The sequence below is a fragment of the Hyphomonas jannaschiana VP2 genome (genome assembly GCF_000685215.1).
Lineage (GTDB): Bacteria > Pseudomonadota > Alphaproteobacteria > Caulobacterales > Hyphomonadaceae > Hyphomonas > Hyphomonas jannaschiana.
The window spans coordinates 15647-38739 of sequence record NZ_ARYJ01000013.1 but is presented as its reverse complement, the minus strand read 5'-3'; the positions used below and the strand labels follow the sequence as shown (position 1 = coordinate 38739).

Annotated in this window: 23 protein-coding genes; 15 read left to right on the top strand and 8 right to left on the bottom strand. The window is 62.9% G+C overall.

Annotated features, from left to right (window positions below):
* Nucleotides 1-2: 2 nt before the first annotated feature.
* The 9 genes from HJA_RS15450 to HJA_RS15410 all read left to right on the top strand — a co-directional run bounded on the left by HJA_RS15450 (nucleotide 3) and on the right by HJA_RS15410 (nucleotide 8061).
* Nucleotides 3-527 carry a cation:proton antiporter subunit C gene (locus HJA_RS15450; protein ID WP_035583871.1) on the top strand — a complete coding sequence of 175 codons (525 nt, stop codon included), beginning with the start codon at nucleotides 3-5 and terminating at the stop codon, nucleotides 525-527.
* Nucleotides 524-2056, top strand: a complete 1533-nt coding sequence (locus HJA_RS15445) for a monovalent cation/H+ antiporter subunit D family protein (RefSeq protein WP_035583869.1) — start codon at nucleotides 524-526, stop codon at nucleotides 2054-2056. The genes HJA_RS15450 and HJA_RS15445 overlap by 4 nt, the downstream gene beginning before the upstream one ends.
* On the top strand, nucleotides 2053-3561 hold the full coding sequence (locus tag HJA_RS15440; protein WP_035583867.1) for a proton-conducting transporter transmembrane domain-containing protein: 1509 nt from the start codon (nucleotides 2053-2055) through the stop codon (nucleotides 3559-3561). Before HJA_RS15445 ends, HJA_RS15440 begins: the two co-directional genes overlap by 4 nt.
* Nucleotides 3558-4001: a hypothetical protein gene (locus tag HJA_RS15435; RefSeq protein WP_035583865.1), complete on the top strand. Its 444-nt coding sequence runs from the start codon at nucleotides 3558-3560 to the stop codon at nucleotides 3999-4001. The genes HJA_RS15440 and HJA_RS15435 overlap by 4 nt, the downstream gene beginning before the upstream one ends.
* On the top strand, nucleotides 4001-5761 hold the full coding sequence (locus HJA_RS15430) for a Na(+)/H(+) antiporter subunit D (RefSeq protein ID WP_035583863.1): 1761 nt from the start codon (nucleotides 4001-4003) through the stop codon (nucleotides 5759-5761). The genes HJA_RS15435 and HJA_RS15430 overlap by 1 nt, the downstream gene beginning before the upstream one ends.
* Before the next feature lie 136 nt (nucleotides 5762-5897).
* On the top strand, nucleotides 5898-6311 hold the full coding sequence (locus HJA_RS15425) for a Ros/MucR family transcriptional regulator (RefSeq protein ID WP_035583861.1): 414 nt from the start codon (nucleotides 5898-5900) through the stop codon (nucleotides 6309-6311).
* Between the two features lie 149 nt (nucleotides 6312-6460).
* Nucleotides 6461-6958: a PAS domain-containing protein gene (locus tag HJA_RS15420; RefSeq protein WP_035583859.1), complete on the top strand. Its 498-nt coding sequence runs from the start codon at nucleotides 6461-6463 to the stop codon at nucleotides 6956-6958.
* Nucleotides 6959-7061: 103 nt separating this feature from the next.
* Nucleotides 7062-7427, top strand: coding sequence for a helix-turn-helix domain-containing protein (locus HJA_RS15415; RefSeq protein WP_051597770.1), 366 nt, complete (start codon nucleotides 7062-7064; stop codon nucleotides 7425-7427).
* Nucleotides 7417-8061 (top strand): hypothetical protein, encoded by a 645-nt coding sequence (locus tag HJA_RS15410; protein ID WP_035583857.1) that lies wholly within the window; start codon nucleotides 7417-7419, stop codon nucleotides 8059-8061. The genes HJA_RS15415 and HJA_RS15410 overlap by 11 nt, the downstream gene beginning before the upstream one ends.
* On the opposite strand, the gene HJA_RS15405 is transcribed toward HJA_RS15410, so the two are convergent.
* Nucleotides 8028-8459 carry a SufE family protein gene (locus tag HJA_RS15405; protein ID WP_035583855.1) on the bottom strand — a complete coding sequence of 144 codons (432 nt, stop codon included), beginning with the start codon at nucleotides 8457-8459 and terminating at the stop codon, nucleotides 8028-8030. The genes HJA_RS15410 and HJA_RS15405 overlap by 34 nt on opposite strands.
* 74 nt (nucleotides 8460-8533) lie before the next feature.
* Nucleotides 8534-9532 (bottom strand): hypothetical protein, encoded by a 999-nt coding sequence (locus HJA_RS15400; RefSeq protein WP_035583853.1) that lies wholly within the window; start codon nucleotides 9530-9532, stop codon nucleotides 8534-8536.
* Nucleotides 9533-9682: 150 nt separating this feature from the next.
* Here HJA_RS15400 and HJA_RS18205 point away from each other — a divergent pair, with 150 nt between their 5' ends.
* Entirely contained in the window at nucleotides 9683-11275 is a 1593-nt protein-coding gene (locus tag HJA_RS18205; protein ID WP_162177080.1) for a sensor histidine kinase, read from the top strand.
* A 36-nt stretch (nucleotides 11276-11311) separates the two neighbouring features.
* Here the strand turns inward: HJA_RS18205 and HJA_RS15390 are convergent, their stop codons facing one another.
* Nucleotides 11312-11512, bottom strand: a complete 201-nt coding sequence (locus HJA_RS15390) for a hypothetical protein (protein WP_035583851.1) — start codon at nucleotides 11510-11512, stop codon at nucleotides 11312-11314.
* 87 nt (nucleotides 11513-11599) lie between these two features.
* Here HJA_RS15390 and HJA_RS15385 point away from each other — a divergent pair, with 87 nt between their 5' ends.
* The 3 genes from HJA_RS15385 (at nucleotide 11600) to HJA_RS15375 (ending at nucleotide 14128) form a co-directional block, all read left to right on the top strand.
* Nucleotides 11600-11947 carry a DUF1491 family protein gene (locus HJA_RS15385; RefSeq protein WP_241764383.1) on the top strand — a complete coding sequence of 116 codons (348 nt, stop codon included), beginning with the start codon at nucleotides 11600-11602 and terminating at the stop codon, nucleotides 11945-11947.
* Nucleotides 11948-12074: 127 nt separating this feature from the next.
* Nucleotides 12075-12449 (top strand): hypothetical protein, encoded by a 375-nt coding sequence (locus HJA_RS15380; RefSeq protein WP_155840045.1) that lies wholly within the window; start codon nucleotides 12075-12077, stop codon nucleotides 12447-12449.
* Between the two features lie 80 nt (nucleotides 12450-12529).
* Complete coding sequence (locus HJA_RS15375; protein ID WP_035583847.1) at nucleotides 12530-14128, top strand: peptide chain release factor 3; 1599 nt, start codon at nucleotides 12530-12532, stop codon at nucleotides 14126-14128.
* Between the two features lie 5 nt (nucleotides 14129-14133).
* On the opposite strand, the gene HJA_RS15370 is transcribed toward HJA_RS15375, so the two are convergent.
* Both HJA_RS15370 and HJA_RS15365 read right to left on the bottom strand, forming a co-directional pair.
* A complete protein-coding gene (locus HJA_RS15370; RefSeq protein WP_035583845.1) occupies nucleotides 14134-14520 on the bottom strand; it encodes a PAN/Apple domain-containing protein in 387 nt (128 codons plus the stop codon).
* Nucleotides 14521-14602: 82 nt separating this feature from the next.
* A complete protein-coding gene (locus HJA_RS15365) occupies nucleotides 14603-16432 on the bottom strand; it encodes an ABC-F family ATP-binding cassette domain-containing protein (protein ID WP_422119972.1) in 1830 nt (609 codons plus the stop codon).
* Nucleotides 16433-16530: 98 nt separating this feature from the next.
* On the opposite strand from HJA_RS15365, the gene HJA_RS15360 reads away from it, so the two are divergent.
* On the top strand, nucleotides 16531-17385 hold the full coding sequence (locus HJA_RS15360; protein ID WP_035583841.1) for a TauD/TfdA dioxygenase family protein: 855 nt from the start codon (nucleotides 16531-16533) through the stop codon (nucleotides 17383-17385).
* Here the strand turns inward: HJA_RS15360 and HJA_RS15355 are convergent.
* From HJA_RS15355 to HJA_RS15345, 3 genes are read right to left on the bottom strand one after another with little or no spacing between them, the layout of a single operon-like run.
* Nucleotides 17382-18053 carry a pseudouridine synthase gene (locus HJA_RS15355; protein WP_035583839.1) on the bottom strand — a complete coding sequence of 224 codons (672 nt, stop codon included), beginning with the start codon at nucleotides 18051-18053 and terminating at the stop codon, nucleotides 17382-17384. The two genes, HJA_RS15360 and HJA_RS15355, sit on opposite strands and share 4 nt — an antisense overlap.
* Before the next feature lie 10 nt (nucleotides 18054-18063).
* Nucleotides 18064-19101, bottom strand: a complete 1038-nt coding sequence (locus tag HJA_RS15350; protein ID WP_035583837.1) for a class I SAM-dependent methyltransferase — start codon at nucleotides 19099-19101, stop codon at nucleotides 18064-18066.
* A gap of 53 nt (nucleotides 19102-19154) precedes the next feature.
* On the bottom strand, nucleotides 19155-21158 hold the full coding sequence (locus HJA_RS15345) for a transglycosylase domain-containing protein (RefSeq protein ID WP_241764382.1): 2004 nt from the start codon (nucleotides 21156-21158) through the stop codon (nucleotides 19155-19157).
* 274 nt (nucleotides 21159-21432) lie between these two features.
* On the opposite strand from HJA_RS15345, the gene HJA_RS15340 reads away from it, so the two are divergent.
* Complete coding sequence (locus tag HJA_RS15340; protein WP_035583834.1) at nucleotides 21433-22971, top strand: flavin-containing monooxygenase; 1539 nt, start codon at nucleotides 21433-21435, stop codon at nucleotides 22969-22971.
* Nucleotides 22972-23093 lie beyond the last annotated feature (122 nt).

The window sequence follows — 23093 nt, the reverse complement described above, 5'->3', positions numbered from 1 at the left end:
CCATGCTGGAATTCCTGCTCGAACGCGCGAACTACTGGGTCGTCATCGTCCTGATGATGATCGGACTCTACATCACTTTTGCGTCCCAGAACCTGATCAAGCGGATGGTCGGCCTCGGCCTGTTCCAGACGACGATCTGCCTGTTCTATGTGACCCTCGGCAAAGTCTCCGGCGGCACTGCGCCAATCCTCTTTGGCGAGGATGCCATTGAGCATCATGGCGCCGCACACGGCGCGGAAGCCGAAGGCAGCCACGCGGCGCTCGATGCCGTTCTGGCCGCAGGCGGGGAGCATGCCGAACGCGTGGCGCACCTCACCAATACCTATTCCAACCCGCTGCCGCACGTCCTGATGCTGACGGCCATCGTCGTCGGTGTGGCGACCCTGTCGGTCGGCCTCGCCCTCGTCGTGCGGATCCGCGAAGCCTATGGCTCGATCGAGAATGACGAAGTGAACGAAATCGATCTTGAAACCGCGCTGGCCCAGCATGCCGAGGCGGAGAAAGCCGTGAGCGAGGCGCCCGCATGATCGACGCTATCCTGAATGCTGCGCCAGCCTGGGCGCTGTCACATGCCGCGCCACTGCTCATCATGGTGCCGCTGTTTCTGGCGCCTTTGCTGGCGCTTGTGCCGACCGGCCGCATCGCCTGGATCATCTCCATTGCGGCGACGGGTATCAGCTTCCTGTTCGCGCTCATCCTGCTTGGCCTGGTTCAGACGTCGCCGATCGGCGTCGTTTCCTACGAGGTGGGCCGGTGGCCGGTGCCGCTTGGCATTGAGCTGCGCGTCGATGCGCTGAATGCGATGATCCTGCTGATCGTCACGACGATCGGCCTGCTCTCTTCGATATTCTCCTGGCCGACGGTGGTTGCGGAAATTCCCAAGCAGAAGCGGGCCTTGTTCTACTCCGCCTTCCTCGTCTGCTTCGCTGGTCTCAACGGCGTGGCAATTACGGGCGACGCGTTCAACCTGTTCGTCTTCCTCGAGATTTCCTCGATCTCGACCTATGTGCTGGTCGCGCTTGGCTCCGGGCGGGACCGCCGGGCCCTGCCAGCCGCGTTCAATTACCTGATCATGGGGACGATCGGCGCCAGCTTCTACATTATCGGGATCGGCTTCCTGTATGCCGCGACCGGTACGCTCAACATGCACGACATCTCCACGCACCTGCCGGAACTGGCCGGGCATCGCAGCGTGCAGGCGGGCTTTGCCTTCATCCTTGTCGGCCTTGGCCTCAAGGCCGCCATGTGGCCGCTGCACCAGTGGCTGCCGAACGCTTATTCCTACAGCCCCAGCTTCGTGACGATGTTCCTGTCGGCGACGGCGACGAAGGTGGCGCTGTATGCGCTGATCCGGTTCCTGTTCACTGTGTTCCGTCCTGACTATGGCTTCGAGATCTCCGCCTTCAGCGCGATCCTCATGCCGCTTGGCATTGCCGCCATGGTGGTGTGCAGCTTCCAGGCGGTGTTCCAGACGGACGTGCGGCGGATCCTCGCTTATTCCTCGGTCGCGCAGGTGGGCTACATGATCCTCGGCGTGTCCATCGGGACGACGGCGGGCCTGTCGGCTGGTCTGTTCCACCTGGTCAATCACGCCATGATGAAAGGCGCACTGTTCATGGCGGTCGCCGGTGTGGTTCTGACCTACCAGGGCACGACTATACGCGACTTTGCCGGACTAGGACGGTCTGCACCGTGGACCATGACGGCATTTGCCATTGCTGCGCTGTCGCTGATCGGCGTTCCGCTGACCGCGGGCTTCCAGTCCAAGCTCCAGCTCGGCTTCGCGCTGTTCGACCAGGGCCTGTGGTGGGCAGTCGGCCTGGTCGTCTTCTCGTCCTTCCTGGCGGTGATCTATATGGGCCGCGTTCTGGAAGCGGTGTTCTTCCAGCCGCCGGTCAACCCGCGCAAGGCCCGCAAGGAGGCGCCGATCCTGCTGCTCATCCCGCTCTGGGTCCTGGCGCTGGCCAATTTGTATTTCGGCATTGCGGCGGACTTCCCGCTCGGCCTCGCGCGTGACGCGGCCGCCGCAGCCTTCGGTGTGGAGGCATTCCGATGAGCCCTGAGACCCTGATCCTCGCCGCGCTCGTCCTGCCGCTGCTGATTGCGGCCGGTATTGCCGTGATGGGCTGGTCGCCGAACCTGCGGGAAGGGGTGACCTTCACCGGCGCTGGCGTGCTGTTCGTCGTGATCATCCTGCTGGCCATGCATGTGGCCGGTGGGGAGCGTCCGGAACTGAACCTTGGCCAGGCCGCGCCGGGCCTCAGCCTGGCGTTCAAGCTGGAACCGCTGGGCATGCTGTTCGCCCTCGTGGCCAGCGGCCTGTGGATTGTGAACTCGTTCTATTCCGTCGGCTACATGCGCGGGAACCGCGAGCGGAACCAGACGCGTTTCTACATCTGTTTCGCCATCGCCATTTTTGGCGCCCTCGGCGTCGCCATGTCGGCGAACCTGTTCACGCTGTTCGTCTTCTATGAAGTGCTGACGCTCTCGACCTTCCCACTGGTGACCCACAAGGGCGATGCGGCGGCCAAGCGCGGCGGACGCATCTACCTGCTGACCCTTATGGGCACGTCCATCGGCCTGCTGCTGCCGGCCGTGATGTGGACCTGGGTGCTGGCCGGGCAGAATCTCGATTTCGTTCCCGGCGGTCTTCTGGCCGGCGTCGACATCAGCCCGGCGGTCGCCAGCGCGCTACTGATCCTGTTCGCCTTCGGGGTCGGCAAGGCGGCGCTGATGCCGGTTCACTTCTGGCTGCCGAACGCCATGGTCGCGCCGACGCCCGTCTCCGCGCTCCTGCACGCTGTGGCCGTGGTGAAGGCCGGTGTGTTCACAATCATGAAGATCGCCATCTTCATCTTCGGGACAGACCTGCTGGAGGCGACGCCCGCGCGTGAGTTCGTCTTGTGGGTGGCCTGTTTCACTATGGTGGTCGGGTCACTGATCGCCATGACCAAGGACAATCTCAAGGCCCGTCTGGCCTATTCGACCATTGCGCAGCTGTCCTACGTTGTCGCCGGTGCGATGCTGGCAGATCCGGCCGGCTGGCTGGGCGGCAGCCTGCAGATCGCCGCGCACGCCGCCGGCAAGATGACGCTGTTCATGTGCGCAGGCGCCATCTACGTCGCCACGGGCCTGACCAATATCTCGGACATGCGCGGTCTCGGCCGCAAGATGCCGCTGGTCTTCATCGCCTTCATGATCGGGTCGATGTCGATCATCGGCCTGCCGCCCTTCGCGGGGGCCTGGCCGAAATATGAGCTGATGCAGGGCGCCATCGACCACGGCAATGTCTACCTGTCGCTGGTGCTGATCGTGTCCTCGCTTTTGAACATCGCCTATCTGTTGCCGATCCCGCTGCTGGCCCTGTTGCCGCCGCCCGGTACCAAGGAGCCGAAGCCGTTCAAACGGCCGGATGGGGCACCGATGCCCACCGTTGTGGCGCCATTGATCACAGCCACCCTGTGTATCATCCTGTTCTTCGCCGTCGGCCCACTTTCCGATTTCCTTGCCCCGACTGTGGGTGACCGCGTCGATTACATCGCGGATGGAGGCCAGCCATGAGCGACCCGACCGAAAATGGCCGTGATGATTCCGGCCGCTTCGTGAAACGTGCTGCCGAGTCGGTGCACAATCTGAACACGCCTTCGGAAGACGGCATTCATCCGCTCTCGCAGATCCTGTTCGGCTGGACGCACCGCAAGGGCATCGGCAACATCATCTTCTACGCACTGCTGGCGCTGTCGCTGATCATGCTGTCGGTCGACTTCTTTGTCGTGCGGCACGATTATTTGAAATTCGCAAACTATTCCGGCTTCTACGGCATCTGGGGCTTTGTCTGTTTCTCCTTCGCCGTGATCATGGGCTGGCCGCTCGGCCACCTGCTGCGCCGGGATGAAAACTATTATGACGACGCGGGCGGACCGCCCGAAGGCGTCGATCCTGATGCGCCGATGGCAGACGACCTGCCGGCGCCGCACCATTCTTCCGAGGGAGACGCGTAATGCCGACCATGCTGGCAGGTCTCAATCCCGGTTGGGTGCTGATCCTCGCAGGCATTGCGAGCCTGTTCATCACCCTGCGCAGCGCGCGTCAGGTGGTGACCATCGCTGCGCCGCTGCTTGCGCTGCTGCTGCTGATCTTCGCGCCCCAGAACACAGACCTTGTGACGACGCAGGTGCTGGGCCTGAAAATGGTGCTCTACAGAGTAGACGCCCTGAACTTCATCTTCAGCCTGGCCTTCCTGATTGCGGCCGTGCTGAACGGCATCTACGCCCTGCATTCGAATGACCGGATCCAGGATGGGGCAGCCCTGTTCTATGCCGGGGCGGCGGTCGCCGCGACGCTGGCGGGCGACCTGATGACCCTGTTCGTGTTCTGGGAACTGACGGCGATCAGCTCCGTCTTCCTGATCCTGCGCGCACAGACGCGGGAGGCTTACTTTGCGGCGATGCGGTATCTCGGCGTGCAGGTGCTCTCCGGTGTGCTGCTGCTGAACGGTCTCGCCTATGTGCTGAAGTCGCGCGGGAACCTGTCGCTGGAGGCCTTCACGGATCTCTCCGATCCGGGCGTGCTGTTCATCTTCATCGCCTTCGGGATCAAGGCGGCGTTCCCTCTGCTGCACAACTGGCTGCAGGACGCCTATCCGAAAGCGACGGTTGTCGGCTCTGTCGTCCTGTCGGTCTACACGACGAAGCTGGCCGTCTATGCGCTGGCCCGCATGTTCCCGGGGCAGGACCATCTGATCTGGATCGGCGCCACGATGACCGTCTTCCCGGTCTTCTTCGCCGTGATCGAAAACGATCTGCGCCGCGTTCTGTCCTATTCGATCAACAACCAGGTCGGCTTCATGGTGTGCGGCGTCGGTGTCGGCACGCCGCTGGCCATCAATGGCGTCGCGGCCCACGCCTTTGCGGATATTTTCTTTAAAGGCCTCTTGATGATGTCGATGGGCGCCGTGCTCTACCGGACCGGCACCGTCAAAGCCAGCCAGCTCGGCGGCCTGCACCGCTCGATGCCCTGGACGACCGTGTTCTGCATCATCGGCGCGATGTCGATCTCTGCCTTCCCGCTGTTCTCGGCCTTTGTCACCAAATCGATGATCATCTCGGAAGTGGCGACGGCGGGCTATGCGGTCATCTTCCTGATGCTCATGTTCGCCTCGGCTGGTGTGCTGGAACACTCGGGCATCAAGATCCCGTATTATGCCTTCTTCGGCCATGACAGCGGCCTGCGCGTGAAGGAAGCGCCGTTCAATATGCTGCTCGCCATGGGCATCGCGGCAGGTCTCTGCATCTTCCTCGGCCTGCCGGCACTGTTCCCGGGCTTCGGCCATGAATGGCTCTACGGACTCCTGCCTTACAGAGAGGAGGCGATGGGCTATTCCCATCACCACCTGTTCTCGTTCGAGCATATCCTGACCCAGTTCCAGCTGCTGGTGCTCGCCATCTTCGCCTTTGTCCTGCTGAAGCGTATCCACGCTTACCCGCCGGAGAAGCGGGGCGTGATCCTCGATACCGACTGGATCTACCGCAAGGTTGGCTACAACCTCGTCACCTGGGCCGGCACGGTCTGGGGCAAGGCGGGCCCGGCCATGACCGCGGCCTTCTTCCGTGTTACCGGGCGTGCCTACAACTGGATCGAGGCAGCGTTCAGCCCGCGGGGCGAACTGGCCCGGGGCGGGGCGCTCAACGGAGCGATGGCGATCTGGACAGCGGCTCTGCTGGGTGTCGTGTTGCTCCTGTCCTTCATGGCTGTTGGCTGACGGCCTGCCTGAATAGCAGGTACAGGATGCGGGCCCTGCCGGTGCAGCGGGACCGTATCTGCCTTTTTGGGATTTTACGATTACCGGCCCCGCATTAAGTGCGGCCCGGTCATTACATTCATCGGGAACCGCTCAGGTGTCAGAAGCAAAGTCAGATGCGCAAGGCCGGCCGGAACTGGTCGAGCATGCCAGCAAGATTGTTGCGGCCTATGTCGGCAACAATACGGTCGCGCCGGATGAGCTGCCGGACCTGATCCGCCTGGTCCACCAGTCCCTGACGTCTGTTGCCGACGGGGAGCCGGCGGCGCCCCAGCCCAAACCTGCCGTGCCGGTTGGGAAATCGGTCTCCGACAATTTCCTGATCTGTCTGGAAGACGGCAAGAAGTTCAAATCGCTGAAGCGGCACCTGCGCACGTCTTACGACATGTCGCCGGAGGATTACCGCGCGAAATGGGACCTGCCGGCAGACTATCCGATGGTCGCGCCGGGCTATTCCCGCCAGCGCTCAAAACTTGCCAAGAAGATGGGTCTCGGCAAGGCAGACAAGTAGAAGAATACAGCCACGAATACTTGTTGTTCCGGAAGCGAAATAAAATATTCCGGTAATCTTGGTTAACAAAACATCACAAAGACTCTTGATTCGGACCCGCAACTCGCGCGATAGGTGATTCTATCGAATCACCACGGGGGTGGCTGAAGATGACCAAACAGAATGTTTTCAGAGGCGTAACGGCTGTCCAGCGCAGCCTCGTCGACTATTGGTGTCGGCTTGGCGAATCGGACGGCGTGCCGCGCCGCGAATCGATTGATCCGGGACACCTGCGGTCCATGCTGGCCAGCATTTCCATCGTCGAGTTCGACGAGTCGGGGGCAGGGCGTTTCCGGATCGCCGGGTCCCGGTTGCGCGACCTGCTGGGATTCGAGGCCCGGGGCCGCCGCGTCGAGGATGTGGCTGGCACGGCCGCGGAGACCTTCTCGCTCGGCCTGTCCGCCGCCATTGATCGCGGAACGCCTGTTGGCGGCGTGATCGAGACCGGCAACCGGCTGCATGCCTGGCTGCGCCTGCCGCTGGCCGGGGCCGATGGCCGGATCAGCCAGGTCCTGTGCCATGATGAGGAACTGGCCAGCCGCCGCCTGCTGCTGACGCCGCCGGTTGGGGCCGCTATCCACCAGAAATCGAACCTCCACGCCGCCTGAATCCCTTGTGGCGCCGGGCGCTGCATTGCGTGAATAGGAAAGTTATCCTACACTGCCTGATCTCGGGTAGTCTTCTGCCTGTTCCAGACAACAGGAGGATGACTTGCCGGATTTCGATCCCCAGAAAGATGAAGACCGCGCCTATCTCGCCGGCGCCCTGACGGCCTATGCGCTCGGGCTGAAAGCGGAGGATGTGCTGAGCGGCGGTCGGGGCTCTCCGGCAGAAGCGCGCGCCCGGCAGGTCGCGATGTACCTTCTGCGGGCGAGTCTCGGCATGAGTCTCAGCCGGGTCGCCCGGGCCTTCACGCGGGACCGGTCGACCGTGTCCTATGCCTGCCAGGTGATCGAGGACCTGCGCGACGATCCGGATTTCGACATCTGGGTGGAGCAGTTGTCTGTCGGGCTTTCCAGCGTTGCGGTGCTGGGTGAGGCGCCAGCCGAAGAGATGCGGATCGCCCATGCCGGCTAAGTCAGAGCGTCCCCTGTCCGGCTGGCGCGCCCGGCGTCTCCTGCGAGCGGGCGGCCTGATTGTAAGGGACGGGACAGCCTTCCGGGTTCATCAGAGAGCGGATGAACGCAGCCGCCGCTGCGGGCGGTTACCGCCGCATATCGTGGCGCGGCTGAAAGGGGCGCGGCTGCTGGCGGCGTTTCGCGGTGATCCCGACCGGCTGGTGCAGGCGGGCGAAGCACAGGCTGTGCGGCTAAAACCGCTCGCTGTCTCGGACCCGGCAGAAAGCAAAACACCGGAAAGCCTGCTGGACCTGGCCGCAAGACGTTGCGCGGAAGAGACCCGGCTTCGCGCGGCGGCCAGCCGGTTCGGCGCGGATTATCATCTGGCGGCGTCTCCGGGCGGGCGGCGCACAGACGATCCGCGCCTGCAGGCGGCGGCACGTTTGCGGCTTGAAGCGCTTGAAGAGAAGATGGGGGCAGACCGGGCAGAGGCCGTTGAAATGCTGGTGTTGGACCGGCTTACCCTGTCGGCATTCCGGCATGTGACGGGGCACGGCCTGCAAGAAGCGCAGAGTGCACTGACGAAGCTGGCGGAAGTCTACGGCTTGCTCGCGCCCGGTCAGCTGGTGGGCAGGGCTTTGGCATCGTCCTGAATGCGGGCCAGCATGGAGGCGAGGCCGTTGGAACGCTGCGCCGTCAGGGCACCGCTGACGCCAATCTCGTCGAGGAAGGCCCTGGCATCGAAGGACAGGATCTCTTCCTTCGTTGCGCCATTATAGAGCTGGATGAGCAGGGCGATCAGGCCGGACACGATCATCGCGTCCGACTCTGCCCGCAGGACCAGCTTGCCGTTGTCCCAGTCCGTGACAAGCCAGACCTGGCTGGCGCAGCCGCGCACCCGTGTTTCCTCAGTCCGCTCGTGCGGTTCCAAAGGCGGGTTTGCCTTGCCCAGGTCGATGATGTGGGCGTAGCGCGCCTCCCAGTCTTCAAGCCAGGAGAAGTCTTCACGGATGTCGGCGGCGGTTTCGGCAATGCTCATGGGCGCTGACATGGGGCATCCGGCTACAAAAGAAAACCCCCGGCGGCCATGGGCCCCGGGGGTAAAGGTTGAGAGATGGAGGGGGCTTACTGGTAGACCCCACCGATGCACTTACCCACATCGGCAAGCGCGTGCTCTCCGATACAGAAAGGTACTTCGTACTGCTGGTTCGCAGCGGCAACGCACTGTTGCAGGTTCAGGTTGGCCATGTTCATGCAGCCGCGGGTTTCGCGTTCGGACATGGCGCTGGACATCTGGGCCGGCGTGGCGGCCTCAGCGCCCATCACGCGGAAAGCGGCGAGCGTGGCGATCTGGTCGGCGATCGGTTCCTTGCCATATTTTACGCGCTTGCGGTTGAGTTTGAGGCCGGAGGTCATCGCGGCCGGGAAACGGATCGCGCTGGCGGCCCCGGAGACATTGTCCCAAAGCGACGGGGCGCCGGGGGCACCAGCCTGCACCAGCACGCCATCGATGTCTGCCGCGCTGAAGGCATTGACCAGCGGCTGGCTGGCCGGGATACCGGCCTTCTGGATCCGGTCGAGCGCCGTGGCCTTGGCGCCTGAATTGCCGATCTTGGCTTTGGCCCAGCCGGATGCCTGCAGCGAATAGGCCTGCTCCTTCACGAAGGCGGCGGCGCTGGTCAGGCGGCGGCTGTCGGCTTCGGTTGCGGCGAGGGCCGCGCTGACGGCCGTGTCGCCGCCATTGAGTGTGCGGGCGTAGCGCACATCATTGGCGAGGCCGTTCATCATGGCGTCGCGGCCGTAGAAATCTGCGATGTCACGCACGGCGGCGCGATATTCGGGGTCCTGCGAGGCGATAAGCGCGGAATAGGAGATCCAGCCTTGCGACAGCTGGTCCGGATTGTGTCCACCGAGCGAGTTCAGGGCGTGGTCGATGTCGCTGGCCGAGCCGAGAGGCTTCGTTTTCACGTCCGTTACTTCAGACTGGTAGGTGGCGTATACGGCAGCGGATTTTGAAATCGCGTCGCCGGATTTCTGCTCTTCAGCCTTTGTTTCCTGGGCAGAGGCTCCGAGAGCCATTCCCATAGCGACAACAATGGCCCCGATCGTTCTGATGGAATACATGTTCGCTCACTCCCTCACGCGACACACGATACTTTGTGCCTGAAGTTCCCCAAGGGGGGAACAGCAGCTTGCCCGCTTCTTGCATTACAAATACAGCAAGAAACCGCCGACACCTTCACAATGCCTAATGAATCTCACCGGGGTATTAATATGTTGCCCCAAAAGCAGCGTCAGAGATTACAGATTATACACCTTGGCTGGCTGGCCATGGTGGCGGCGGTTGCCGGTTCTGTTCTCGTGTCACGCGAAAGAGAGGCATTGTCATTCGCCTGGCTGGGGTTGGCGGCCCTGCCGGGGCTGGCGGGCTTTTTTCTCCTCGGCCGTGACCGGCTTCTGAACCAGTTTGCCCCGTCATTCCTGGTGATTACGTGGACCGTGTTTGCAGCGTTCACCCTCGCTTTGAGCGGGGCGGCCATGTCTCCGCTGGCGGTTCTGTTCGTGATTGCCCCTCTCGTGGCGCTCAACCTCGGAAACTCTGCCATGGCGGCCGAAGCCTCGATTTTCGGAGCCGGGGCGTATTTTGCTGCGATCCTGTTGTCCGAAATCGGGATTCTGCCTTCCGGAGAGGCCGTGACGGGCTTTTCCGGCGTTGCCCGGCTGCTGGCTTTTGCAGCGCTTGTGACATTTGCCTTGCTGGTCTGGTATCTTGCGCGCGGGCAGGAGGAACTGGCCGCAGCGACCGCAGAGATTGCACCGGTCGAGGTGTCCCATCCGGCGAAGGCGACCATCCCTGTGCCGGCAAAATCCGGCGTGCTTCTCCTGGACGTCACTCCCGACGGGATGATCCGCGGCGCCGATGGTGACCGGCTCGGCCTGCCGGGGATCGGTGCCGGAACGCTCCTGCGCGATGTGCTGGACCCATCAGCCATGCCGGCCAGCCTGATGGCGGCCACAGCGCAGGCGGGCGAAACTCATCTTGTGAACGGCCGCACCGTGGCCTTCTGCGCAACGCCTTATGATGGTGGCACGCATATCGCGCTGATCGATCGTCCTCAGCAGGCGGCCAAGGCTGACCCCGTCGATGCCGAGGCGAAGGCGAGGGAAGCGGTCCGCCAGCGTACGGCCTTTTTCGCGTCGCTCGGCCATGACCTCAAAACCCCGCTCAATGCGATTATCGGGTATGCTGACATGATGCGGCATGGCGTGCGCGGCCCTCTGCCGGAAGCCTATCAGGACTATCCGGCCATTATTCATGACAGCGGGCAGGAATTGCTGCTTATGGTCGAAGACATGCTGGATCTCGCGCGCGCAGATGCCGACCGTCAGCGTCTTGAGCCAGAGCCGGTCGATCTTGCGGCCTCCGCCAAATCGGTGATCCGCCAGCTCGACAATCAGGCCGAGCGGGCTGGCGTGAAGCTGCGCCTGAAAGCCGAGGACGATGTCTGGGCGCAGGCCGATGCGCGCGCCGTCCGCCAGATCTGGCAGAACCTCATCTCGAATGCGATCAAGTATTCAGAGAATGGCAGTGCCGTGGTGCTGGAAGCGGCGATCGAGGGCAATGCCGCCATCCTGTCCGTGACTGACAAAGGCGCCGGCATGAGCGAAGAAGATGTTCGCCTCGCGCTGGAGCCGTTTGCGCAGGGCGGGAATGCCCGCGGCGTGAAGGGGACGGGGCTGGGCCTTGCCGTGGTCAAACGCTTTGCAGAGCTTCATGGCGGTCAGATCGACATCCGCTCTGCGCCGGGCAAAGGCACGCGCGTGTCCGTCACCCTGCCACGAGCTAACGACGAAGACCTGGAATAGGGATCGGTTTCTTACGGGAAGCAGGGCCAGCCGAGATCAGCTGTCCTCATTCTCGTTCAGGCTGGCGCGGACCAGCAGGAGCAGGCCGCCGAAGGCCGCGACACCGACAATGAACAGGAAAATGGACGTGGCGAGATACAGCACATCGTCCGGATAGGTGGTATGCTGCATGAGGCCTGTCAGGCCGCCAGCAAAGGCAATTGCCGGTGCGAGCAGAATGAGGTCGCTGCTTTTCATGCCATGGCCCCTTTCTCAGTCGGTTGCCAGTGCGTTAACACCCATGTGCAAACTGCAATTGCTGTGCCGAATGGAAGGAGCTGCGTGATGATGGAACGTCTGCCGACACGCCTCTGGGTCGAGGCCCTGATCCGCCGTGCCGAAGTGGCAGGGGCGTCCGGTTTCATCGTGCAGCATGGCGATGACTCGCGCGGGGATGTTCTGATCAAGGTTGCGCGGCTGGACGGGACGGCCGCGGCCTACACCCCATCCATGGACATGGACGGCGACCGCATCTTCCTGAACCTCGCCGCTCAGGGCATCGGACCGGATGAGCGCGAGGTGGATGATTATGTTGCCCGCGCCCGCAAGCGCGACAGCGATCTCTGGGTCGTCGAGATCGAGGACAAGGAAGGCCGGCATTTCCTCACCGAACACGTCGAGGAAGGCGCCTGAAATGGAGCCTGAATCCTGTCGCAGGATCCGGCAAATTCCTTTGCCCGCCGTAAGCCTGCGTTAACCCCCCGCTAACCCCGTGCGGGCAGCTTGAAAATTGAATCAGGACATGGGGCAAGGCGGGGTCATGCTGTTTCTCTTGAACGAACAGATCGTCGACGTGGCGATCCCGGAAATCCATCTCTCAAAGCGCTGGAAAGTGCTTGGCTGCGGAGATCCTGCCAGCATGCGGGCGCGTGAGGCGCTGGAATTCGTTGCCCGGGTCGTCTCGGCACATGTTCGCGAAGGCGTGGCAATGGAAGTAAATCTGGTCGAAGACCTCGCCGCCCTGATTATCGCCAAGACCGGCGCGAATGCGGCCCTGTTCCCTGTGACGGACAAGCGCGTCGGCGAGGCCCGTCTCACCATCCTGCCGGAAACCATCCTGTCCAGCCTGCGCGAACGCCACGTGCATGAAGGCCAGGCGCCCGACCTCGAACAGATCTGGCCGAAAGCGGCCTGATACTCAGCCTGACACCGGCCCTTCTATCTGCGGCGCAAATCGGCTAGGGGCTCGGCCTGGAAAAGACGAGCCGTTTCAACATGTCCCATGCTGCAGAAGCCGCCCGCCGGCGGACCTTCGCTATCATCTCTCACCCTGACGCCGGTAAGACTACGCTGACGGAGAACCTGCTGCTGGCCGGCGGAGCCATCCGCGCGGCCGGGGAAGTGGCTGCACGCGGTGAAGCGCGGCGCACGACCTCCGACTGGATGAAGATCGAACGCGACCGCGGCATCTCCGTGTCGGCCTCTGTGATGACGTTCGAATTCGAGGACCTGATCTTCAACCTGCTCGACACGCCGGGCCACGAAGACTTTTCCGAGGACACGTACCGCACGCTGACCGCGGCCGACTGCGCCGTCATGGTTCTGGACGCGGCAAAGGGCATCGAGCCGCAGACGCTGAAACTGTTTGAAGTTTGTCGCCTGCGTGACATCCCGATCGTGACCTTCATCAACAAGATGGACCGTGAAGCGCAGGACCCGATCGCGCTGCTGGACGAAGTGCAGGAAAAGCTGCAGCTGGATACCGCGCCGCTCTACTGGCCCGCCGCCAGCGGCCAGCGCTTCTCCGGCATGATCGACCTGGCCACGAAGGAACTGATCCAGTTCGAACGCCGCCCGGGCGAAGCGCCGAAGATTGGGGCTGCCCCTCGCATCGCCGGTGACGAGGCGACGCTTCAGGCGAACCTTGATGAAAGCGTTTATGGCGAACTCGCTGAGGGCATGGAGATGGCGACTGGCCTGCTGCCGGAGTTCGACAAGGAAGCCTTCCTTGGCGGGCACATGACGCCGGTTGTGTTCGGTTCGGCGCTCCGCCACTTTGGCGTTCTGGAGCTGCTCCGTACGCTGCACGCCTATGCGCCGCCGCCGCGTGACCAGAAAGCCGAGAAAAAGGGCGAGCCTGTCACCATTCACGCCGCCGACAACACGGTCTCAGGCTTTGTCTTCAAGATCCAGGCGAACATGGACCCGAACCACCGCGACCGAGTGGCCTTCCTTCGTCTTTGCTCGGGCGAGTTCAAGCGCGGCATGCGCCTGAAGACGGCGGGTGGAAAGCAGCTGAACATCCACAATCCGATGATGTTCCTCGCGCAGGACCGCGAGATCGCCGAGACCGCCTATGCGGGCGACGTGATCGGTGTGCCGAACCACGGCCAGCTGCGCGTCGGCGACAGCCTGTCGGAGAATGGCGACATCAAGTTCGCTGGCATCCCGAACTTCGCACCGGAACTCCTCCGCCGTGCCCGCGTGAAAGATCCAATGAAAGCAAAACACTTGCGCAAGGCCCTCGAAAGCCTCGCGGAAGAGGGCGTCACCCAGCTGTTCAAGCCGTCCATCGGCTCGGACATGATCGTCGGCGCCGTCGGCCAGCTGCAGTTCGAAGTGATGATCGAGCGCGTGGCGGCAGAATACAATCTGGAAGTCGTGTTCGAGCCGGCCCCGTATAACGTGGCGCGCTGGCTGTCGTGCGATGATCCGAAAGTGCTGGAAGCCTTCCTGGACAAGAACAAGTCCTCGTCAGGCACGGACCTCGACGATGCGCCGGTCTATCTCGCCAAGAATGCGTGGGATGTCGGCTACGCCCAGGAAAAGAACCCGGACATCCGCTTCACGGCCACGAAAGAACGGGCGCTTTAGGGCGCTTATTCCTCGTCCGGCCCGCCTTCGAGTTCGGGCTTCGGTTCCGGGATGAACTTCGCGGCCAGCGTTGGCGAGACGCCGGAGGTGGCCAGCGGGTTCGGCCGGGCCTTGCCGCCGCCGCGCTTCAGTTCACAGCGGGCATCAGCGCCTTCAAACGTGGCGACATAGCTCCATGCGACACACTTGGCGTCGTCTGCGCAGCTGGTCTGGCAGGCGGAGGCTGTCTCGACAGGCTGCACGGAATAGGTCGCGCCGAAGCGATAAACGCCCGTTTCCTGTCCCTTCGCCGGTTCAGGCTTGTCGGGTTTCATGCTGGGCGTGTCGGCAAGGGCCGGGGCAGCCAGCAGGACAAGGGCGCTCGAGGCGGCAAGAAGGGGTACCAGGCGCATGGGCGTCGTCTCCATCTGTCAGGCCCAGTCTAGTAAGGCCTGCTTAACGAAGTGTTCGCTGCGGAGTAACGACCAGAGCGGCTTACTTTGCCAGCGCCTCGCGCTTTTCTTCAATCTCCAGCCATTCCATCTCGGCCATGTCGAGCTCTTCGCGCGCCGCGCCGACACGGGCGGACTTCTTGTTGAAAGCCTCTGCATCGCGGGCGTAGAGGTCCGGATCGGACATGTCCTGCTCCAGCTTTGCGATTTCCGCCTGCAGCTTCGGGATCAGCGTGTCCAGTTCCTTCTGGCGATGCTCATCCTTGAAGGAGAGTTTCGTCTGAGGTTTCGGGCGCTGTGCATTGTCTGTCTTCGGTTTTTCTGCCTTCGGAGCATTTCCGGAACTCTTGCTCCGGAAGCCCTTCAGCTGTTCCTGCGCATCGCTCCAGCCGCCGGCGGTGACGATCCACTCGCCATCGCCCACGGGACAGAGGCAACTGGTGACAGTGGCATCGAGAAAAGCCCGGTCGTGGCTGACGAGGATCAGCGTGCCTTCATAGCCGAGCAGCATGTCTTCCAGCAGGTCCAGCGTCTGCATGTCGAGATCGTTGGTCGGTTCGTCCATGACGAGCAGGTTGGACGGCTGGGCAAGCCCGATGGCGAGGGCTAGGCGATTACGCTCGCCGCCAGAAAGCGCACCCACCGGCTGGCGCAGCTGGTCCGGCGCGAACAGGAAGTCCTTCGCATAGGCCGCGACATGGCGCTGGCGGCCCTGCACCATGATGGAGTCGCCGCCATTCGGGGCGAGGGCTTCCCAGATCGTGTCCTTCGGGTTCAGCGTTTCACGCGTCTGGTCCTGATAAGTCACCTGCAGCGTCTTCGAATGTTTCACGCTGCCGCTGTCTGGCTCAATCCGGCCGAGGAGGAGTTTCACCAACGTCGTCTTGCCGACGCCGTTCGGGCCGATAATGCCGATCCGGTCGCCGCGCAGGATCTTGAGTGAGAGGTCGTTGACCAGCGTGAACGGGCCATCCGGGCCGTCATAGGTCTTGGTCAGGTGCCGCGCCTCGATCACCTTCTTGCTCATCGAGTCCCCGGCATCGACGCTGAGGTCTGCCGTGGCTTTGCGGTCCTGCAGGGCGGAGCGCATCTGGGCGTGTTCGGCGCGCAGGTCTTTCAGCTTGGCGAGGCGGCCCTGGTTGCGCTTGCGCCGGCCGGTGACGCCGCGGGCCAGCCAGTGCTGCTCGTCTTTCAGGTGCGTCGTCATCCGGCGCAGCTGGCGTTCTTCCTCGACCTCGATCTGTTCGGCCCATTCGTCGAACTTCACATAGCCTTCCGGGCTCTTCAGCACCTTGCCCTGACGCAGCCAGAGCGTATTGGTCGAGATATTCTCCAGGAAGCGGCGGTCGTGGCTGACGACCAGCACGACGCCGTTGAAGCTTTTGAGGCGCGTTTCCAGCTGCTCGATCATCGGCACGTCGAGATGGTTGGTCGGCTCGTCCAGCAGCAGAACATCCGGATCGGCAGCAAAGGCCTTGGCAAGCGCCGCGCGGCGCAGCTGGCCGCCGGAAAGGGTGGCCGGGTCTGCATCTGCCTCGACGCCGAACTCCATCAGCTCGGCTTCGGCCATGTATTCGCCGTCGAGCCCTTCGCTGGCATAGGCGAGTACCGTCTCGAAGCCCGCAAGGTCCGGCTCCTGCGCGACACTGGCGAACGTAATGCCTGGCTGGCGCCAGACTTCGCCGCTGTCGGCTTCCACCCGTTCGGAGATGATCTTCATCAGCGTGGATTTACCGGCGCCATTGCGGCCCACCAGCGCGACGCGCTCGCCCTTGGACAGGGAGAAGCTGACCCCTGTGAACAGGGGCTTACCCCCGAACGAGAGGCGGACATCGGTAAGCGTGATCAAAGGAGGCGCGGCCATGCGCGCGATGTAGCGTGCGGGAAGGGGCGGCGCTAGAGGGCGTCACCAGCCTTCCCACCAGCGGGGAGCCTGCTACACTCCCTGAAAATAAAACCGGAGGAGACAGCATGGCGTATTCGGAGAATGAGGCCGCGTTCACACAATTCGAGGCCCGGCGCCTGTCGCCCAACATCGGGGCGGAGCTGATCGGGGCGGATTTGCGCAACCCGACCGACGTGCTGGTGTCGGAAGTGCGCGCGGCGCTGTTGCGCTATCAGGTCGTGTTCTTCCGCGATCAGGACATCACCCGCCAGCAGCATATCGCCTTCGCCCGCAAGTTCGGGGAGTTGGAAATCCACCCGGCCACGCCGCTGGAACAGCCGGACCGGGAAGTCCTCCGCATCGCGCACGGACCCAATTCACGCGGGATCGAGAACTCCTGGCACTCGGACGTCACCTGGCGGGAGGCGCCGTCGCTCGGCTCCATCCTGCGCGCGATCGAACTGCCCGAGGTGGGTGGCGACACGCTCTTCTCCAATATGGTCATGGCGTATGAAGAGTTGGATGACGATCTGAAGCAACGCCTCTGCCAGATGACCGCGGTGCATGATATTGCCCGCGTTTTTGCCAAGCGTCTGAAGAAAGACCCGACGGAACTTCACGACAAATACCCGCCGATGGAGCATCCCGTTATCCGGACCCATCCCGAGACGGGGCAGCGGCTGCTCTACGTCAACACGGCGTTCACGGACCATATCAAGGGCATGGACCGTAAGGAGAGCGACGAGCTGCTGAAGTATCTCTATTCCCGCGCGGCCATTCCGGAATACCAGTGCCGCTTCCGCTGGGCGCCGGGCTCGCTTGCCTTCTGGGACAATCGCGCCTGCCAGCACTATGCTGCCAGCGACTATTTCCCGGCGGTCCGGATCATGGAGCGCGTCACCATCGCAGGCGACCGGCCGTTCTTCAAGGCGGCGGCCTAAGCGAGCGAGGCGACTTCCTCATCCGTCAGCAACCGCCACTCGCCCTCTGGCAAACCGCCGAGGGTAAAGGGGCCGAAGGCGGCGCGGTGGAGGGTTTCGACATGATTGCCGGCGGCGGCGAACATGCGGCGGACCTGATGGTAGCGGCCTTCTGTGATGGTGAGCCGGGCGGTGCGTTCACCGGTCACTTCCAGCTGGGCGGGGAGAAGCGGCTTCTCCTCGCCGCGTAGCATCAGCGTGCCGCTGGCGAAGAGGTCCGCCTCATGGCCTTCCAGTGGGCGGGCAACGGTCGCTTCATAGGTCTTCGGCAGTTCTGACTTCGGAGAGATCAGCCGGTGCAGCAGCTTGCCATCATCCGCAAACAGAAGGAGTCCTGTCGTGTCTGCATCGAGGCGCCCGACGCTTGAGAGCGGCGGTGTCCGCAACATGAAGCGTGGCGGCAGCAATTCATAGACGAGCCGGCCCTGGTCGTTGCGCGAGCAGGTAAAGCCCGCCGGCTTGTTCATCAGGATGACCATGCCGGGCGGCGGGTCCAGCGGTTCGCCGTCGAAGCACAGGTCATCGCCTTCGCCGGTCACGCGGCCGCGGCGGATGGCGGCCTCCATCTCCTTTCGGCTGCCATAGCCGAGATGGGCAAGGTATTTCGCGAGCTGGCGCGCTTCCTTCATGGCGTGGGCTTCATCGCTTCCGCTTCGGCTTTTCGGCCTTGATGATCTTGTAGCCGCCTTCGTCTTCGAGCATCTCGTGGCTCTTGAAGCACTCGCTGAGCACGCTCTCATAGGGCAGGTGGCGGTTGGCGACGAGCCAGAGGGTGCCGCCGGTCTTCAGCGTGTCGGCGGCTGCACGGATAAAGTCCTGCCCGAGCGATGTGCTGTCAGCCCGGCCGGTATGGAAAGGCGGGTTCATGACGGCAAAGTCGAACTCGGCCTTGGGTGCGTTCTTCGTGACGTCGGCCCAATGGCTGGCCCAGTTGCTGTAGCCTTCGAGGTTCTTTGCCTGGCAGGCCAGCGCGCGGTGCTCGGCCTCGAACAGGTCCATGCTTTCAACATGCGGGCAATTGGCCAGCACTTCGCGTGCGAGATAGCCTTGGCCCGCGCCGAGGTCTGCGCCGCGTCCGCGGATCCATTCCGGGATGCTGTCAGCCAGCAACTCGCTGCCCGCATCGACACGGTCCCAGCTGAAGAGGCCCGGCCGGCTCCAGAGCGCGCCATCGTCGACTTCCTGCGGCGCATCGAAGGCGATCCATTCTTCCGCCAGCTGAGCGTTCCAGTCCTCAGTCTTGGTTGCCCAGAAGGCACGGCATTTGTGTTTCGACAGGCTTTGCGTTTCGCCCGCCAGTTCCGCGAGGATCTTCTCACCCGTCTTGGCGCCCAGCGTGTTGGGCAGGCTCGCCACGATCACGCCGCCGACCGGCGCATCGCGCATGGCGCGGGCGAACAGGGCACGCGTCTCGTCCCGCTGGCGGGGCGGCAGGATAATGGTCAGCGCAGCGGATGGAAATGACTCGGCCTCCGGCGGCAGGACGGTGAAGCCAGCGGCTTTCAGCGCGTCATGATCCGGCTTGAAACTGTTCTGGCAGGTCAGGCGCTCTTTTGGCAGGCGCATCAGGAAGGGGACGGCCTCAGCCCGCAGGCAGAGGAGGTTGCCCGTTTCCGGCAACAGGTCGGCCTCTTCCAGGGCGAGGGAAAGCGTATCGAAAACAACGGTGTCAAACATGGGGCGCTCTCTACGCGCATGACGCGGTTGGCGCAATCAGGCGATGCGGTGGCTTAGCGTTCGACGCGGTAGCCGCTGCGCCCGGCCAGCGGCTGGCCTGCCGCGATGGAGAAGGCCTGGCTGAGGCCGCGATAGAAGGCGATCCGGGCTTCGGCCTCCTCGCTGACCATCACGCCGCTCTCGGCGCCGAGCAGGCGTTCCGGTGTTTTCCCGTGATGGGCCAGCACCATCATGTCCGACCAGAGGTCTGCCGGCAGGCCGCCGCCTGTGACTTTCTTCATCGGCTTGTCATCGTCATTGCCGACCCAGATGCCGCCGACATAGGCGGCTGAGTATCCGATGAACCAGGCGTCGCGCCAGTCCTGGCTGGTGCCCGTCTTGCCAGCGACCGTCCAGCCGGGGATGCGGGCGCGCCCGCCTGTGCCGATGTCGGAATTGACGACCCGGTAGAGCATGGCATTCATGTCGCGGGAGAGTTCTTCAGAGTACACACGGTCGCGGTCATAATCCGGGCGTTCGTACAGCACCGTGCCGCGCGAATCCTCGATCTTCTCTATCAGCCACGGGTCCAGCCGCAGTCCGCCGGACTGGAACACGCCATAGGCGCGTGTCAGTTCCCAGAGGGTCACTTCCTGGCTGCCGAGGGCAATGGAAGGATAGGCCTCCAGCCGTGTGGTGATGCCGAAGCGGCGGGCTGTCTCCGCTACGCGGGCCGGGCCGGACAGCTGGGTCAGTTCCACCGCGACCGTATTGATGGAACGGGCAATCGCCTCGCTCATCGTCATCGGGCCGAGGTATTTGCCGGTATAGTTGGAGGGGTTCCACTTATCGATCGTGATCGGCGCATCGTCGAACACGTCATAGGGGGAGTAGCCGTCTTCGAGCGCCGTAGCGTAGACGAATGGCTTGAAGCTGGACCCCGGCTGGCGCAGGGCCTGGGTGACGCGGTTGAACTCCGTCTCCGTATAGTCCGTGCCGCCGACCAGCGCGGCCACGCGGCCATTCTTCTCGATGAGGATGGCGGCAACCTGGCTTGCGCCTTCTTTCGCGCCGTCCCCGGCCATGCGCTCAGCCAGCTGCGCGCGGACCTTTTCCTGCAGGTCGATGTCCAGCGAGACCGTGACGACCAGATCGCCCGGGATGCGCGGCAGCATCGCCTTCACGCGCTCCGAGACCGCGTCCAGCGCGTAGCCCAGCTGTGGATCATAGGTAGGCGGGTCGATGATCGTGATGTCCTGGGCCCCGGCCTTTTCTGCATCGGCCGGGCGGATGAAGCCGAGATCCACCATCTGGGCCAGGACATAGGCCTGGCGTTCCTTGGCGCCTTCAAGGTTCTCGCGCAGGTTCAGCTTGGACGGCGCCTTGGGCAGGGCGGCCAGGATCGCGGCTTCCGCCACGGTCAGCTCCTGTGGAGGCTTGCCGAAATAATAGCGCGCCGCCGCGTCGATGCCGTAGAGCCCTGCGCCGAAATAAACCCGGTTCAGATAGAGCGACAGGATCTCGTCCTTGCTCATCTTGGTTTCCAGCTCGCGGGCGAGTTTCACTTCCTGCGCCTTGCGCTTCACCGTCTGGCGATTGGTGAGCACAAGGTTCTTGATCAGCTGCTGTGTGATCGTGGAGGCGCCGGAAACGGTTTCCCCGGCCCGCAAATTCGACCAGGCGGCCCGGGCGATGGCGGCATCATCCGCGCCGTCATGCTCGTAGAAGCGCTTGTCTTCGGCGGCGATAAAGGCCTGCGGCACGTATTCCGGCAGCTGGTCCACCGATGTCGCCCGGCCATAGCGGGGGCCGCGCACGTCCAGCGTATTGCCATCGCGGTCGATGAATTCGATGGCGGCTTCGCGTTTGACCGACCAGAGGTCCGCCACTTCCGGCAGTTTTGGCATACCGGCATAAAGCGAGCGCCATTTCCAGAAGCCCCAGCCGCCTGCGACCAGCATGACCACGAGGAAGACAATCAGCGTGTAGCGCACCAGACGGGGATGCCGGGAAGCGAAGCCGCCGCCGGGCACTTTGATCGTCCGCTGGGCCGGGGCCGGATTACCCTTCTGCGCCATCTCTGCCTGCCAATAGAATCGATAATTGCCGAGGGTAAATGCGAGAGGATTACGGCAGTGTGAAGGCACGCGCGCTGCCGGGCGCAGGCCAGAAGAGGGGATTTCGCCCGCAACCCCTCATTCTGCGCCGGAATCCGGCATGAAACCCCGCTGACTGCCGCGACGTCATAGGGGGTGTTGCGTAGTGCCGGATGGATTTTTCTGGTTTCAATGGAAAGAGAGGAATTGCGCTTTCGGGTGGTCTGATTGCGCGCCATCAGATGGACGGAGAGCCATGACAGGGACGGAAACGAAAGCGCGGCCGGCGGAGGCCAAGGTAGAACATTTTGACGTGCTGATCGCGGGGGCCGGGATTTCCGGTGTCGGCGCGGCGTATCACATGAAAACGCAATGCCCCGGCAAGAGCTATGTGGTGCTCGAAAAGCTGGAGAGCTTTGGCGGCACCTGGCTGTGGCACAAATATCCGGGCATCCGTTCCGACTCCGACCTTTACACCTTCGGCTACCGCTTCAAGCCGTGGACCGGCACACCGATCGCGACGGCCGAAGAGATCCGCAACTATATGGGCGAAGTGATCGAGGAGAATGACCTCGGCCAGCACATTCGCTACGGCCACCAGATCCTGTCGGCAGAATGGTCTTCGAAGGACAGCCTGTGGACCCTGAAAGTCCGCCGCGCCGAAACGGACGAGGTGCTGACCTTCACCTGCAACTTCCTCTGGATGTGCCAAGGCTACTATAATTACACCAAGCCCTACACGCCGGACTGGCCGGACATGGACAAGTTCAAGGGCCAGATCATCCACCCGCAACTCTGGCCGGATGATATTGACCTGAAGGGCAAGAAGGTCGTCTGCATCGGTTCGGGCGCAACGACGGCCACAGTGGTTCCGGCCATTGCCGGTGAGGTTGAGCACATCACGGTGCTGCAACGTTCGCCGACCTATTTCATTCCGGGCCGGAATGAAAATGAAATGGTCACCGAACTTGAGAAGATCGGCATCGACTGGGATACAATTCACCGGATTGCGCGCCAGAAAGTCCTGTTTGACCAGCATGACTTTACACGCCGCTGTCTGGAGGAGACCGACGAGGTTACCCAGGAACTGCTCGAAGGCGTGAAAGCTTTCCTCGGCGAGGACTATCCGATCGACAAGCACTTCACGCCGCGCTACCGCCCGTGGCGCCAGCGCATTGCCTTCGTGCCGGATGGAGACCTGTTCCAGGGCATCGCGTCGGGCAAAGCCAGCGTCGTGACCGACGAGATCGAGCGCTTCACCGAGAACGGTATCCTCACCAAGGGCGGCCAGGAACTGGAAGCGGACATCGTCATCACAGCGACGGGCTTCAACCTCTCTGTACTTGGCGATATTCCGTTCACGGTTGATAACAAGCCAGTCGACTTCTCCGACACGGTGACCTATCGCGGCATGATGTTCACCGGCGTGCCCAACATGGCCTGGGTGTTCGGATACTTCCGTGCCTCGTGGACCCTGCGGGTCGACCTGATGGGCGACTTCATCACCCGCCTGCTGAAGCATATGGACGAGAAGGGCGTCACGCAGGTTCGCGTGAAGCTGCGCGAGGAAGACAAGGATATGGAGATCCTTCCCTGGATCGATCCGGAAGACTTCAATCCCGGCTACCTCATGCGCTCCATGCACCTCCTGCCGAAGCGCGGCTCCAAATATATCTGGCAGCACACGCAGGACTACTGGAACGAGAAAGAGGAAATCCCGAATATCGACCTCGATTCAGAGGAGTTCGACTATTCCGGACAAAAGGCGAAGACGCCGGAAACCGCCGACGCCTGATCGCTTCGCAAATCGGACAAAAGCCCTCCTGCAACCCACGGGAGGGCTTTTTTATTGGCATTTCCAAGCCTGTTACCCTGCCTGCTGATTAGGCTGTTACGGTTCAACTGCGGTCGGGGCTT